Source organism: Hymenobacter glacialis, assembly GCF_001816165.1.
Classification (GTDB): Bacteria; Bacteroidota; Bacteroidia; order Cytophagales; family Hymenobacteraceae; genus Hymenobacter; species Hymenobacter glacialis.
On sequence record NZ_MDZC01000014.1, the window covers coordinates 54511 to 68494 of the forward strand.

12 protein-coding genes are annotated in these 13984 nt (G+C 60.3%); 10 read left to right on the plus strand and 2 right to left on the minus strand.

Annotation, left to right across the window (positions count from 1 at the left end; all coding sequences use genetic code 11):
• Positions 1–55: 55 nt before the first annotated feature.
• The 6 genes from BEN48_RS00865 (at position 56) to BEN48_RS00890 (ending at position 8765) form a co-directional block, all read left to right on the plus strand.
• Positions 56–1042, plus strand: a complete 987-nt coding sequence (locus BEN48_RS00865; protein ID WP_070732002.1) for a hypothetical protein — start codon at positions 56–58, stop codon at positions 1040–1042.
• Positions 982–1533 carry a hypothetical protein gene (locus tag BEN48_RS00870; protein WP_070732004.1) on the plus strand — a complete coding sequence of 184 codons (552 nt, stop codon included), beginning with the start codon at positions 982–984 and terminating at the stop codon, positions 1531–1533. The genes BEN48_RS00865 and BEN48_RS00870 overlap by 61 nt, the downstream gene beginning before the upstream one ends.
• 191 nt (positions 1534–1724) lie before the next feature.
• Positions 1725–5132 (plus strand): acetate and sugar kinases/Hsc70/actin family protein, encoded by a 3408-nt coding sequence (locus BEN48_RS00875; RefSeq protein WP_070732006.1) that lies wholly within the window; start codon positions 1725–1727, stop codon positions 5130–5132.
• A 10-nt stretch (positions 5133–5142) separates the two neighbouring features.
• Positions 5143–6285: a hypothetical protein gene (locus BEN48_RS00880; RefSeq protein WP_070732008.1), complete on the plus strand. Its 1143-nt coding sequence runs from the start codon at positions 5143–5145 to the stop codon at positions 6283–6285.
• A gap of 175 nt (positions 6286–6460) precedes the next feature.
• On the plus strand, positions 6461–7954 hold the full coding sequence (locus BEN48_RS00885; protein ID WP_070732010.1) for a hypothetical protein: 1494 nt from the start codon (positions 6461–6463) through the stop codon (positions 7952–7954).
• Positions 7955–8105: 151 nt separating this feature from the next.
• Positions 8106–8765 carry an OmpA family protein gene (locus tag BEN48_RS00890; RefSeq protein ID WP_070732011.1) on the plus strand — a complete coding sequence of 220 codons (660 nt, stop codon included), beginning with the start codon at positions 8106–8108 and terminating at the stop codon, positions 8763–8765.
• 180 nt (positions 8766–8945) lie between these two features.
• Here the strand turns inward: BEN48_RS00890 and fbaA are convergent, their stop codons facing one another.
• On the minus strand, positions 8946–10031 hold the full coding sequence (fbaA, locus tag BEN48_RS00895; RefSeq protein ID WP_070732013.1) for a class II fructose-bisphosphate aldolase: 1086 nt from the start codon (positions 10029–10031) through the stop codon (positions 8946–8948).
• Between the two features lie 235 nt (positions 10032–10266).
• Positions 10267–10755, minus strand: coding sequence for a hypothetical protein (locus tag BEN48_RS00900; protein WP_125932410.1), 489 nt, complete (start codon positions 10753–10755; stop codon positions 10267–10269).
• 382 nt (positions 10756–11137) lie between these two features.
• Here BEN48_RS00900 and BEN48_RS00905 point away from each other — a divergent pair, with 382 nt between their 5' ends.
• From BEN48_RS00905 to BEN48_RS00920, 4 genes are all read left to right on the plus strand, one after another.
• The gene (locus BEN48_RS00905; RefSeq protein ID WP_070732017.1) at positions 11138–11362 is read left to right on the plus strand and encodes a DUF1153 domain-containing protein; all 225 of its coding nucleotides are present in this window, start codon (positions 11138–11140) and stop codon (positions 11360–11362) included.
• Between the two features lie 201 nt (positions 11363–11563).
• A complete protein-coding gene (gene kaiC / locus BEN48_RS00910) occupies positions 11564–13303 on the plus strand; it encodes a circadian clock protein KaiC (RefSeq protein WP_070732019.1) in 1740 nt (579 codons plus the stop codon).
• A 46-nt stretch (positions 13304–13349) separates the two neighbouring features.
• Entirely contained in the window at positions 13350–13649 is a 300-nt protein-coding gene (gene kaiB / locus BEN48_RS00915; RefSeq protein ID WP_070732021.1) for a circadian clock protein KaiB, read from the plus strand.
• Positions 13650–13659: 10 nt separating this feature from the next.
• The gene (locus BEN48_RS00920) at positions 13660–13950 is read left to right on the plus strand and encodes a circadian clock KaiB family protein (protein WP_070732023.1); all 291 of its coding nucleotides are present in this window, start codon (positions 13660–13662) and stop codon (positions 13948–13950) included.
• The last annotated feature ends 34 nt before the right edge of the window (positions 13951–13984 follow it).

The window sequence follows — 13984 nt, forward strand, 5'->3', positions numbered from 1 at the left end:
CCCCTCTCTTCTGGAGAGGGGCCGGGGGTGAGGTTCTCACGATTTAGAACAAACAATGCCTAAACTATTCATCTTCGCCGTAGGCGGCACCGGGGCCCGCGTGCTGCGCTCGCTCACCATGCTGCTCGCTTCGGGCGTGCGCATTCCCAACTGCGACCAGGTGGTGCCCGTGCTCATCGACCCCGATACCCAGAACGGCGACGTGACCCGCACGGTGGCGCTGCTCAAGCGCTACGCCCGCATTCACGAGGCCCTGTACAGCGACGGCCAGAAAGAAAAAGAGGGTTTCTTCAGCCAGCCCATGAACACGCTGGCCCACCTCAACACCGGGGGCTCGGAGGAGCTGCGCGACTCGTTCGTGTACGACTTCGGGGGCATCAGCCAGCCGTTTCGGGACTATTTGAAATACAACGACCTGTCCGTTGAATCCCAGGGTCTGGTCGATTTGCTGTTTACACAGGACAGCCTGGCAGCCAACCTGGACGTGGGCTTCCGGGGCTCGCCCAACGTTGGTTCGGTGGTGCTCAATGCCGTGGTGCAGTCCAAGGAAATGCGCTACCTGGCCCAAAGCCTGCAGGACGGCGACCGCGCCTTTTTCATCAGCTCGATATTTGGGGGTACCGGGGCGGCTGGTTTCCCGCTGCTGGTGAAGAACCTGCGCGACGGCAACTCGCAGCTGGCCCACCCCGAAGTGCGCCGCCGCATGAAAGCCGGCGCGCTGGTGATGCTGCCCTACTTCAAGCTGCAGGAGCCTTCGGTGGATGAAAAAGCCGCCGGCCAGGACTTTATCGACTCGAACACCTTCATTACGAAGACCAAAACGGCCCTTTCGTACTACGCCGACAACTTGCAGGGCCTGGAGTCCATGTACTATCTAGGAGACCAGCCGGGCCAACCGCTGGCCAACCACCCCGGCCGGCCGAGCAGCGCAACCAGGCGCACCTACTGGAGCTGCTGGGCGCCCTGGCGGTGCCGCACTTCATGGAAGTGCCAGACAACCAGCTCGACGCCGGCCAGCCGCTCTACCACGAGTTTGGCCTGAAATCCGACAGCCCGGAAATTGACTTCGGCCAGCTGCCCCCCGAGTTGCGCCAGGAGGTGGCCCGCCCCCTGATTCAGCTGCACTACTTTGCCCGCTACTTCCTCAAGCACACGCCCGACGATGCCAAGGCCCCCTACTACGAGGCCGGCAACCTGGCTGCCCAATTGCGTAACAACCGCGCCCTGCGCGAGCTGGCCGACTTTTTTGGGGATTACAACGAGTGGATTCGCGAGCTGGGCGTGAACCAGCGCCGCTACACCGCCATCCGCGCCGAGGAGATGGACTTCAACAAAATGGTGGCCGACAAAACGGTGGAAACCGGCATTTTCAGCAAAGGCATCACGCCCGGTTACTTCCGCGACGAACTGACCAAGGCCGTGGGCAAGGCCACGCTGAGCAACCCCACCGAAAACGAGGCCCTGCGCTGGGTAGTGAAGGCATTTGAAGAGGCTACGAGCGAGATTCTGGACAAAAAGCTGCAGTACTCGTAGCCGCCGGAACCTTACCCCCGGCCCCTCTCCAAAAGAGAGGGAAGCCAGACGAGAAAACTCCTCGCACAACAAAATCAACAATAGCAAAATCTCACGTTAACAGCATTTCCGGTGCCCCCTCTTTTTTGGAGAGGGGTCATGCCCCAAAGGGGTCTCGTGAGGTTGACGGAAGAACGAAGTAAAACATACACATGGCTAAAATCCTGCGTTTGCACGATACCGGTTCCAGCACCCACGAGGGTTGGGGCCCTACTGGTAAGATTGGCCCCCACGAAGTGGAGCGGCTGATGGACCCACAAGGCGGCCGCGCGGCCAAGGTGGCGGTGTCCATCCCGTCGCCCTTTGCCCGGATGCACCTGGTAGAAACGGCCCTGCGCTTTGTGGGGCAGGGCGGCACGCACCAGGATTCGGTGTACCACCAGCTGGTGAGCCATTTCTGGGACGTATGGGAAATGGTGTTCAACTACCACCAGCGCAAGCTGGCCAGCCAGCGCCTGCAAATCCGGGCCTGGCGCAAAGACGAGGAGCTGGCCAAGCTGCGCGCCAACCCCGGCACCCGGCCCCTGGCCGACGTGCTGAGCCTGTACCTCGACGGCCGCTTTGCGAAGCTGACCGAGATGCACCTGATTTACTTCCCCGGTGCCAATGGTGTGCCGCAGCTCATTGGGGGCACTTCGCCGCTCACGCTGTTTTTTCCAGCGCCCAATGTGCAGCCGCTGCCGGTGCAGCGGCCCCAGGGCGGTGGCTATTATTTCGATAACCAGTACGTGGGGCTGGCCAGCCGGGAGGCTGCGTTCCGTGACTTCGTGTACCAGCAGTTTGTGGGCGACCCGACCCTGATGGCCCTGGCGCCGCTGGTGCGCGACACCCTCGACCGTGGCATTTTGCAGAAGTGGGCCATGGAAGGCAGCGCCAACCTCGGCGAATTCCCCGTGCTCACCGATAGCTCCAACAACCAGATTGACGTGGCCGGCGTGCTGCTGCGCGTGCGCCCCGACGAGGGCACCGTGCGCAACTCCGACCTGTTTATCCAGCCTAGCCGGCCGGGGGTGACCGGCCCGCTGCCCATCGTGCTGCGCCCCGGCTTGAAGGCAGCAGGCAAGCGCTACTTCAACGAGACGCTATTTGCCGACAGTGGCGCCATTGTTCCCGCCTCCGACCCGCGCCCGCTGAAGGAGCGCACGCTGCCCGGCCCGGAGCTGCCCTACCCGTACCTCACGGTGAACGACCTGCTGGAAGAGACCCTGCTCACCGTGCCTTACGAGGTGGATGAAACACGTTTCCACTGCGGGAATCTAAAAATCACGGCTGGTTTCAAACCCAGCACCTGGCCGCTGCTGCCCCTCAAGCCGGCTTATTTCGACTACTTCTCGGCCCAGGATTTGGCCGAGCACCTGAGCATTGAGTTGGACCCGGCCTGCGTGCGCGTGAAGCTGCGCGTGCCCGTGAGCGGCGGCGACTTCGTGGACTTTGAGCGGGCCTACTACCCCAACCCGCAGGGCGACAATATGGGCCGACTGCTGGTGACCAATGTGGCCCTGTCCATTTTCCCCTTCGTGAAGGTGGCCGATGCGCCGCAGTACAACGATTTCTACAAAATCATGCTGGTGGATGCCAACAACATCGACCCGAGCATGGTGACCAAGAAGGTTGACCTGAAGTTCTGGGTGGATGGCCGCCCGCTGGGCGAAACCGGCACCGGCCAGAGCGCCACCCGCTACGAGCGCACGCACAAAACCGGCCAGGACGAAGGCAGTACGTATTTTGAGGTGCGCGGCACCCATTTCGACTACCTCGAAGTGCTGAACCCCGCCCCGGCGGCCGGGGCGGCCCTGGTTATTCCGCGCTGGCCCGAGGTGCGGCAGGGCACCAAGGAATTCCGGTTCGCCATTGACTTTGGCACCACCAACACCCACGTGGCCATGCAGGACAGCCCCGGCCAGGAACCCAAGCCGTTCAGCTTTGGCCTGACCGACACGCCCGTGGCCCTGCTGAAGAAAGCCACCAACGAGCCCGACCGCAGCGCCTACGAGCGCCTGTACCGCGGCATCGACGACGACCCCGCCAACTTCGTGCAAATCAAGCGCTGGCAGCAGTACCAGGAGCGCGAGTTTGTGCCGCCCATCATTGGGGCCGACAGCTCGCCGTATGCTTTCCCGGCCCGCACGGCTACTTATGAGGCACCAAACTACGCCACCCAGGAGCTGAGTGTGCTGGGCAACATCAACGTGGCCTTCGGCATCATTACCGAAGAGCAGCGCCGGCCCAACTACCACACCAACCTGAAGTGGGACAACAGCCTGAACCAGGCCAGCACCAACCGCGTGCGGGCTTTTTTCCAGGAAATCCTGCTGCTGTGCCGTGCCAAGGTGGCCATGAACGGCGGCAACATGGGCGCTACCCAAATCACGTGGTTTGCCCCGTTAAGCTTCTCCACCTACCAGCGCAACCTGTACCAGCGTGAGTGGGACATGCTGTTCCACAGCATCTTCCATACCACCAACTCCATGCCCTGTATGGCTGAAGGTACTGCTCCATATTATTATCTCACTCGGCGAAATATTGTGACATTAGGGCCAGGAGAAAATGCGGCTTTTATTGATATTGGCGGTGGTACTACTGATGTATTAATATATGCAGACCGCAAGCCCGTGTTAAGTACATCCTTTCGCTTTGCAGGAAATGATTTGTGGAGTGATGGTGGAGCTGAGGTGCGTGGTGCCAAGGATAATGGTCTGGTAAGGTTTGGTGTAACTGGTGTGCAAAGCGCGGTGCTATCTCCTGCAGCCCGTCGAGCCCGAGAATATGTGCTACAAGCTGAGGGTACTGATGAATTTGGTTCCGAGGACGTGGCAAGTTTTCTGTTTAGTTACGACCAGTTGCTGGGCTTCAGCGAGAGGCTGCTTCGGGCCGAACACTTGCGCGTTCTATTCTATTTGCATTTCGGCGCGCTGATTTACCATGTCGCTCAAGTGACGGTATCCAACAACCAAAAACTGCCGCGTTACTTGTGCTTCACAGGTAGAGGAAGCCTGTACATCAGATTGCTGGCAGCGGGTACCAACTTGCAGCCGGTAGAAAAATTAGCCCGCCTCATCATGGAGAAGGCTACGGGGCAAACGGTGCCAACTGATTTCCTAATCAAACTGGCCGACGACCCCAAGCAAATTACTGCTAACGGTGGTGTTTTGGCTATAGGCCAGATGCCGCAAGACCCGCCGCTGGTGCGCCCGGTGGGCGTGCTGCCGGGTGCCGATAACCTGCAGGCCGATAAAGGCGAGCACCATCTGGAGGCCAGCGCCGTGACCGACGAAATCAAGCAAGCCGTGTTGGCCAACGCCCGTGCCTGCCTGCAGCTATTGCTCGAAGACCCCGAAGTGAAGCGCCTGCAGGCCGACCTGGGTGTAAAAAACGACCCCGGCCTGGTGATGGGGACGCTGGACCGCCACCTCGGCGACTCGTTCAACCTCTACCGGCAGCAGTATGCCGATGTGCTGCGCGACGGCGATACCATTCCCGAAACGCTGTTCTTCCTGCCGTTCAAAAACGCTCTCTATGAGCTATCTAAGGTGCTTCATGACGCGCAGCCGCTTAACTAGTCCGCCTGATATGGGCACCTCATCATTGCTGGCCGGCTTCCCGCGTAAGGGGAGCCGGCCATTGCTGCTACTTGTACTGCTGCTTCAGTTGGGCGGTGGGGCAGGTGCGTGGGCGCAGCCTGCCGTCGGCTCCGAAGCGCCTGCTGCCGTTACCGATTCGACGACAGTAACGGCCCAGAAAGTGGCTACCGAGCCCGCCTCAACCTGGACCACCGTGTTGGCCGTGCTGGGTGGTGTGGGCATTGGCGCGCTGGGTGCCTGGCTGTGGGCGCGGCGGACGCAGCAGCCAACAGCTACGGGTATCATAGCGCCTGATACGCCCGAAATCAAGACCGCGCCTATTCAAAAAAGGCCGGCAGAAAACGTGCGCAAAGCTCCTGCGCAACTTGCCGCTCCTGCGGCGCCGTTGCCGGCTCCGCCAGAGGCGCCGTCTGCCGAAAATACGGGCAAGGGGGTGTCATTTAAGTCGTTGCGCGAAGTGCAGGGCACGGTTCCGAAACCTGCCGGTAAGTCGGCGGGGGCGGGCAAGAAGAACAAGCCGAACTTTAATTCCCGCAGCTCCGCGTCGGCTAACTCGTCCGGCGGCTGGCCTGCAGTACCTCCTCGTCCCGCCATCATGAACCCAAACTCGCCATCCGTAACGCCCGTTGGCGGCGACCAGCCCCTGGAAACCGGCCAAACCGTAGAGTGGGCCGCGCCCACTTCCACACCACCCGCCATTCAAGAAATGATTGACGCCAGCGCCGCCGAAGCACCCATAGACCGGGATGCCCGTGTGGAATCACTAATGGCGCTGGAAGCGGCGGCAGGGACCGCACCGGCCCCCTCCAACGGCTCGCTGCATTTCTACGCCCCGGCTCCTGATGTGCCCAGCATCGAGCATCGTAAGCTCAGCCCCAATCCGCTACCCCAAATGCCGCTGCTCATCACCCTGGCGCACGCCGAGGCGAGCACGGCGCAGTATTCGTTCAGCCCGCAGGCCGACCAATCGCGCATTATTGGCAATGGAATACAGGAGTTAAGAGAATTTTTTGTTTTTGAAGTTCCACTCAGTGAGCAGTTCACTACCATCACCAACTTAGTGGCGGGCAAGCTGGAAAAGCGCGAAGGCACCTGGCACGTGGTGCAAAAAGCCGAAATTGCGCTGCGTTAGGAGGTCGAGGGACCATAAATGACCGTCATGCCGAGCGTAGCCGAGGCATCTCGCTCGCTTCGTTGACAGACGCGGACGAGGCGAGCGAGATGCCTCGGCTAGGCTCGGCATGACGTTCTAATTCGTTCAATGAGGAGACCCTGATAGGTGTCTGTATGGTTCTGTTTCCTGATTTATGCTTCTAATTGAAATCGTATTAGTTCTGGCGCTGGTGGCCTGGCAGGCGTATGTGTTCTGGCACAACCGCCAGCTCACGGCCCGGGTGCAGGCCATGTACCCGCCAGCGGGCGCGGTGGCGGTGCAGCCCATCACCTACACCGCCGCCAACCCGGAGAAAAATTTCGCGGTGCAGTACGATGCCCTCATCACCCGCGACGCCTCGCCGGAGTTCGGGCAAATTATTGCCGATACCAACGAGTACCTGCAAAACAACCGCGGCGCTGCCGCCGATTTTGGCATTCTGAAAGATATTTCGGAACGCCACGCCGAAGCGCTCGACGAGGAAATACAGGCTCAGATTGCCACGCCGCTATACTTGGGCTTGCTGGGCACGTTCACGGGGGCTATTCTGGGCTTGGTGGCGCTAGTGGGCAATCCCTTCGCGGAAGCTGCCGCCGACCCGGCCCTGGACACGTCGTTTAGCAACAGCGACGTGCAGCACTTTCTGGGCGGGGTACTCATTGCCATGATTGGCAGCTTGTTCGGGCTGGCGTTTACGCTGGCCGGCAACCAGCTGCTAAAGCAGGCCCGCGCCGCGCGCGACCGCCACAAGAATGCCTACTACACCTACCTGCAAAAGGCCCTGCTGCCCAAGCTGAACTCCGACATGCAGGCCGGCATGGCCAACCTTAAGTCGGTACTTGATACGTTTAATACCGATTTCTTTAGCCAGATTCAAAACGACTTTTTCAGCAAAATCCACGAGTTTACGCCGCTCATTGCCAGCATCACGGAGAACGTGAGCGTGCAGAAGCGTTTCCTGGAACAGTTGGAAAAAATTGGGTATTCGGAGCTGGCCAACGCCACCATCAAGGTGTTTGATAGGGTAGACGAAAGCGCCCAGACCTTTGAGAAATTCCTGGGCTACCAGCAGGCCCTGAACACCACCGTGACGCACAGCAACGAAGCGGCCCAGAGCATCGGCTCCCTGCTCAACCGCCTTACGGCGCTGGAGCAGGGCCTGGCCAGTGTGCCGCAGTACCTGCAGCAGCACGACGATGCCCTGCGCCAGCAGGTAGCTTTTTTCAGCCAGCACGGCAAGCTTCTGGCCGATTTGGGGGCCCAGGTGCGCCAGGGCGTGAGCGAAGGCGTGCACCGCATGGACCAGGAACTGGACGGCCGCCTGCGGGAGCTGCAGCAGGAAGCCACCGAAGCCCACGAGCAGTGGCAGCGCCACTTCCGCGAGCTGAACCACAACAACGTATACCAGAAAATCACGGAGTACCTCAACCCCTTTGCCCAACTGCCCGCCCAGCAGCAGCAACTGAACGTGCTGCAGGAACGCCAGGCCGCGCTGGCCGCCCAGGCCATGCAGCGCATGGAAGCCCGCCTCCTGGCCGATGCCCAGATTCAGCAGCAGCTCCTGCAGCAGGTAGACCGCACCAACAAAGTGCTGGAAGAAATCACTCGGCCCAACTGGTTCCAGCGCACCGTGCTGGGCAAGAAGTAGCAGTTCAATGTGCTTAAGGGCACTAAAGACCGTCATGCTGAGCTTGCCGAAGCATCTCTACCGCAATAGTAAATGATTACTTAAGCGGTAGAGATGCTTCGGCAAGCTCAGCATGACGGTCAACTAGTTTAATTACAAGAAATACCTAAATATGAAAGAGAGCAAGGACTTCTTCTGGCCCAGCTACGTGGACCTTATGACGGCCTTGTTTCTGACCATGCTCGTGCTGTTTGTACTCAGCTTCAAGCGCTTCAAAGACAAGGAAGTGAGCCTGCAGATTGCCAACAAGCAACTCAATGTGCAGCTGCAGGAAAAGCGCAAGCTCGATGAGATAAAAGCAGCCCTGAAGCGGCTGGAAAGCGACTATTTCATCTACAACCAGCGCTATAAGCGCTACGAACTGAATTTCCCGGTCACGTTTGCCCCGCAAAGCGCGGTGCTGCCCGCCAATGCCCAAACGCCGCTGGTGAAAGCCGGACGGTTCCTGCTCAGCCAGATGAAAGCCCTGGAAACCAACGACAACGTGCAGTACCTCATTGTGGTGGAAGGCCGCGCCGCCAAAGACCTGCGCTACCCCGCCTCCGACCCGCGCAACCTCGACGGCCCCGCCGTGCGCCAGCTCAGCTACAGCCGGGCGCTGGCCGTAATCCGGCTCTGGGAACAGGCGGGCCTGCGCTTCCCCAACAACCTGGAAGTGGTGGCGGCGGGTAGCGGCTTCCGCGGCGTGGGCCGCTACGTGGGCGCCCAGGAAGGCTTGAATAAGCGCTTTATTATTCAGGTTCAGCCTAAAATTGGCTCAATTGGAAAGTAGGGTTGGCGCCTGAGCCGCCACGGTGGGCCGCCGGCGCCATTGGGCTGGCGCAAACACAGCGTTTCGGGTGATACGCTGGCGATTTTCGTCAGTGCCCCGAAACGCCAACGACACCCAAACGCAGCACAGGGGCATTGTTTGGGTGTCGTTCAACGAGTTTACAACCTTGATTTTCGCTGGCTAGTAGCGGCGGTTCATGCAGTTCAGGTCATCGAAGGCTTGCTTGAGGCGCGTCACGAAGGTTTCTTCGCCCTTGCGCAGCCACACGCGCGGGTCGTAGTGCTTCTTATTGGGCGAGTCGGCGCCGCTGGGGTTGCCAATCTGGCCCTGTAGGAAGCCTTCGTTTTTCACGTAGTAGTCCTTGATGCCTTCCCAGAAAGCCCACTGCAGGTCGGTGTCGATGTTCATCTTGATGGCGCCGTAGCTGATGGCCTCGCGGATTTCCTCCTGGCTCGAGCCCGAGCCGCCGTGGAACACGAAGTCGATGGGCAGCAGCTCCGCGATGTTGTGCTTCTGGCGCAGGTGTTCCTGCGAGTTGTGCAGAATCTTGGGCTGCAGCTTCACGTTGCCGGGTTTGTACACGCCGTGCACGTTGCCGAAAGCGGCCGCAATGGTAAAGCGCGGGCTGATGGCGCTCAGCTGCTCGTAAGCGTAGGCCACTTCCTCGGGCTGGGTGTAGAGCTTGCTGGAGTCCACGTCGGTGTTGTCCACGCCGTCTTCTTCGCCGCCGGTTACGCCCAACTCAATCTCCAGCGTCATGCCAATTTTGGCCATGCGCTCCAGGTAGCGCTTGCAGACTTCGATGTTTTCCTCAATCGGCTCCTCCGACAGGTCCAGCATGTGCGAGCTGTAGAGCGGCTGGCCGTGCGTCTGGTAATATTTCTCGCCGGCGTCGAGCAGGCCATCAATCCAGGGCAGTAGCTTTTTAGCGGCGTGGTCGGTGTGCAGCACCACGGGCACATCGTAAAGGGCAGCCATCTCGTGCACGTGCTTGGCACCCGAAATACCGCCCGCAATGCTGGCCTGCTGCTTGTCGTTGGGCACCGACTTGCCGGCGAAAAACTGGGCGCCGCCGTTCGAAAACTGAATCATAACGGGCGAATTCACCGCCTTGGCGGTTTCCAGCACGCCGTTCACGGTGTTGGTGCCGGTCACGTTCACGGCGGGCAGCGCGTAGGCGTTGGCTTTGGCGTGTTTGAAAAGAGCCTGCACTTCGTCGCCGTGCAGAACACCCGCCCGCAGGCCGGTAAGGGTTTGGTCAGCCATAAAAACAAGTTGTGCGGCAGGGCCGCGATGGTGGGAAGTAAAGCAACAGGAAACCGGCCGCCCGCGCGGGTACCGAACAGCAAAGTACGGTCGGCGCTGCCTAAACTGAAAGTCCAGCGCCTGCCGCTGGGCCCACGCCGCCGCCACGGCCCCCGCTTTCGGCCCAAAAAAGAGGCCAACCGTTGCAGCGGTCGGCCTCACACTCACTTCTTCTCCAGCACTTTCTTTCATTTGCTTAGCCAGCCGTCATCGGCTTGGCCTGGCGGTATACCCCGCGGCTGTTGGTTACTTGCAGTTGGTACGTGTAGTTGCCGGTCTGCAGGCCCAGGCCACTCAGATTTAAGTGGATGGTGTGGTCGCCGGCGCCCATTCCCTTTCGCAAGATGCTGGTTACTTTTCGGTTAGCCGCATCGAGGAGGTCGAGGCGCACATCGCCACCGTTGCTGAGCGTGAACGGAACAGTGGTTTCGCCGTGGTAAGGGTTGGGGTAATTCTGGCCTAGGATGAACTGCCCACCGGTTTCGCGGTCCAGCACAATGCTGGGACCGGGGGCCAGGTCGTGCGGCGTGCCGGCCCCGGCCAGGCAGCCAGTGGCGAGCGCCTCGGAGGCTTCGGCCCTGGGAACGGGGCTCTTGGGCTGGGCGCCTTTTGTCTCGACAACAGAAGGGGCGCCGTAAATCGAGTATCTCGATTTTTTGGGGCGGAATGCAGCTGTAAAAGGCACGGATATGCAAAAGATGATGGCTCGGGTTGCCAAGTTGCGGAATTTCTTTTAGAAAAAAAAGAAATAAAACAAGATTGGCGACGCCTTTTGGCTGGTTTAGGTGCTCAAAGCTCTGTAAAGGTGAATAAGTAAGCGCCACGGGCATTTTTTAAATCGACGGTCTGCAGGAAATACACGCTGAGTGAACCCCTGCAAGCCATGGCGGCCAAGTTTAATCAATGCCCATTATCTGATTTAACCCAAGCGCACCCACCCCCAAGCAGCACCCAGCAAATGGCGCTTTTCCGCCTGTTACAGTTGGTTTTACGCCCACAAAAAAGAGGGAAAAATTCAATCAGGAATCACACGGACATAACAATCAAATTGCTATCTTGCAGGGCATATGAGCCACTCTCATTCCGATTTTTTTGACACGGACGGCCGTCCCGAACCAGCGGATGTCGCCAGCCTCGAGGCTGAGCGCAAGCTGAAGGTGTGGGCTGTGCTCAACGCCGTGGACCAGGGGTTGATGAGTAACGATGAAGCCTGCCTCGCCTACGGCATCAGCCGCTCCGAAATGGAGACGCACCGCGCTGGCTGGCTCGATTTTGAGTCCGGCAGCCGGTAAGCTCGGCCTCATGGCCATGGTGATGGATAGGGGAAGAGCCAGCCTAATGGCCTAAGTTTAGGGGCATTCGTTGCAGCTGTAATAGCTTGTAAATCTTGTTATTTGAGGGGTTGTTTGAGGTGGGCGCACCGGCTGAGCTGCGGGCGCAAAACAAAAGTGTACCCTCCGCAATTAACTTTGGCCTAATACAAAGCCCCCTACATGCAAGAGTTCCGCTCGTCTGTTGCCTCCGCATTGCCCAAGCTGCCCAAGTCCCCCACGGGCATCGAAGGGCTGGACGAAATCACCGAAGGCGGCCTGCCGCTGGGGCGTCCCACGCTGATTTGCGGCAGCGCCGGCTGCGGCAAAACCCTGATGGGCATTGAGTTTCTGGTGCGCGGCATTCAGGACTACAACGAGCCGGGCGTGCTCATGGCCTTTGAGGAAACCGCGCCGGAGCTGGCCGCTAACGTGGCGTCGCTGGGCTTCGACCTGGTGGAGCTGCAGGCCCGCAAGATGCTGCGCGTGGACCACGTACACGTCGACCGTTCCGAGATTGAGGAAACCGGGGAGTACGACCTCGAGGGGCTGTTTATTCGCCTGGGCCACGCCATCGACTCCATCGGGGCCAAGCGCGTGGTGCTTGACACCATCGAGGCCCTGTTTTCGGGCTTTCCCAACCAGGGCGTGCTGCGCTCCGAAATCCGCCGCCTGTTTCACTGGCTGAAGGACAAGGGCGTGACCACCATCATTACGGCCGAGCGCGGCGACGGTACCCTCACGCGCCAGGGCCTGGAGGAGTACGTGTCGGACTGTGTGATTTTGCTTGATAACCGGGTTATCGACCAGATTACCACCCGCCGCCTGCGCATTGTGAAGTACCGCGGCAGCACCCACGGCACCAACGAATACCCCTACCTCATCACCGAAGACGGCATTTCGGTGCTGCCCGTGACGTCGCTGCAGCTCGACCACCCCGTTTCCGACAACATCATGGCTTCCGGCGTGCCGGCCCTCGACGAGATGTTTGGCCGGCGCGGCTTTTACCAGGGCAGCAGCGTGCTCGTGACCGGCACGGCAGGCACGGCCAAAACCATCCTGGCCGCGTCTTTCGCTGATGCTGTTTGCCAGCAGGGGCAGCGCTGCCTGCTGTTTGCTTTCGAAGAATCGCCGCAGCAGCTGCTGCGCAACATGAGGTCGGTGGGCATCGATTTGCAAAAGCACGTGGCGGCGGGGCTGCTGCGCATCGAAGCCTCGCGGCCCACCATCAACGGCCTGGAGCAGCACCTGGTGACGCTGCACCGGCTGGTGAAAGACTTCAAGCCCGCCGCGGTGGTCATCGACCCCATCACCAACCTGATTTCCGTGGGCAACGCGGCCGAGGTGCGCAGCATGCTCACCCGCCTCATCGACTTTTTGAAGGTGAACGGCATCACCGCCTTCTTCACCGCGCTGGTGAGTGGCGGTGGACCGCAGCAGGAAATGACCGACGAAGGCGTGTCTTCGCTGGTGGATACCTGGGTAAGCGTGCGCGACCTGGAAGGCATTGGCGAGCGCAACCGCGGCCTGAGCATTCTGAAGTCGCGCGGCATGGCCCACTCCAACCAGGTGCGCGAGTTTGTCGTGACCGAGCACGGCATTGAGCTGCTGGACGTGGTGGTGGGCCCCACCGGCATTGTGACCGGGGCCAGCCGCCTCACCCAGCAAATGCAGGAGCATGCCCAAACCCTGGCAGCCCAGCAGGAAACCGACCGCCGCGACCGGGAGCTGGAGCGCCGCCGCCGCGTGCTGGAGGCCAACATTGCCAACCTGCGCACCGAGTTTGAGTCGGTGGAGGAAGAGCTGCGGCAAATCTATTCCGACGAGCAAAATCGCCAGCAAACCCTCACCAGCGGCAACCAGCGCATAGCTGCCGCCAACCCGCCCCAGCACCAAACGCCGGGCTCCGCCGAAAATAAGTAGTAGTGCGTATACCCCAAATGCTCCCGGCATTTGCCCCACCCTTTCCATGGCTGAAGAAAACGACGAAGAAACCTGGGAGCTGCGCCTGTACGTAGCTGGCCAAACCCCCAAATCTGTAACGGCCCTGGCCAACCTGAAAAAGTATTGCGAGCAGCATCTCAAAGGCCGCTACAAGATTGAAGTCATCGACCTGTTGGTGAACCCCCAACTGGCCGAAGGCGACCAGATTCTGGCCATTCCCACGCTGGTGCGCAAGGTGCCCGAGCCCATCCGGAAAATCATCGGCGACCTCTCGAACGAGGAGCGGGTGCTGGTGGGCCTGGACGTGCGCCCCCTTACCCGCTAACCCCCGGCCAATGGAACCCCAATTGGAACCGGACGACGTGCCGGAATATTCCGGCCCCGAATACTTGCTGCACCTGTACATCACGGGGGCCACGCCCAACTCGACACGGGCCGTGCGCAACATTAAGGAAATCTGCGAGCAGTTTCTGAAAGGCCGCTACGAGCTGCAGATTGTGGACGTGTACCAGCAGCCCGAACTGGCCCAGGAGATGGACTTGATAGGCGTGCCCACGCTCATCAAGCGGCGGCCGGGGCTGGTGCGCCGCATAGTGGGCGACTTTTCGAACCGCGAGCGGTGCTGAAAGCCCTGGGCATTACGCCGCCCACCACGGGGCC

Excerpts from the sequence above, each read along its gene's own strand:
- BEN48_RS00865 (WP_070732002.1), top strand. The coding sequence starts at position 56 with ATGCCTAAACTATTCATCTTCGCCGTAGGCGGCACCGGGGCCCGCGTG.
- BEN48_RS00870 (WP_070732004.1), top strand. The coding sequence starts at position 982 with ATGGAAGTGCCAGACAACCAGCTCGACGCCGGCCAGCCGCTCTACCAC.
- BEN48_RS00875 (WP_070732006.1), top strand. The coding sequence starts at position 1,725 with ATGGCTAAAATCCTGCGTTTGCACGATACCGGTTCCAGCACCCACGAG.
- BEN48_RS00880 (WP_070732008.1), top strand. The coding sequence starts at position 5,143 with ATGGGCACCTCATCATTGCTGGCCGGCTTCCCGCGTAAGGGGAGCCGG.
- BEN48_RS00885 (WP_070732010.1), top strand. The coding sequence starts at position 6,461 with ATGCTTCTAATTGAAATCGTATTAGTTCTGGCGCTGGTGGCCTGGCAG.
- BEN48_RS00890 (WP_070732011.1), top strand. The coding sequence starts at position 8,106 with ATGAAAGAGAGCAAGGACTTCTTCTGGCCCAGCTACGTGGACCTTATG.
- fbaA (WP_070732013.1), bottom strand. The coding sequence starts at position 10,031 with ATGGCTGACCAAACCCTTACCGGCCTGCGGGCGGGTGTTCTGCACGGC.
- BEN48_RS00905 (WP_070732017.1), top strand. The coding sequence starts at position 11,138 with ATGAGCCACTCTCATTCCGATTTTTTTGACACGGACGGCCGTCCCGAA.
- kaiC (WP_070732019.1), top strand. The coding sequence starts at position 11,564 with ATGCAAGAGTTCCGCTCGTCTGTTGCCTCCGCATTGCCCAAGCTGCCC.
- kaiB (WP_070732021.1), top strand. The coding sequence starts at position 13,350 with ATGGCTGAAGAAAACGACGAAGAAACCTGGGAGCTGCGCCTGTACGTA.
- BEN48_RS00920 (WP_070732023.1), top strand. The coding sequence starts at position 13,660 with ATGGAACCCCAATTGGAACCGGACGACGTGCCGGAATATTCCGGCCCC.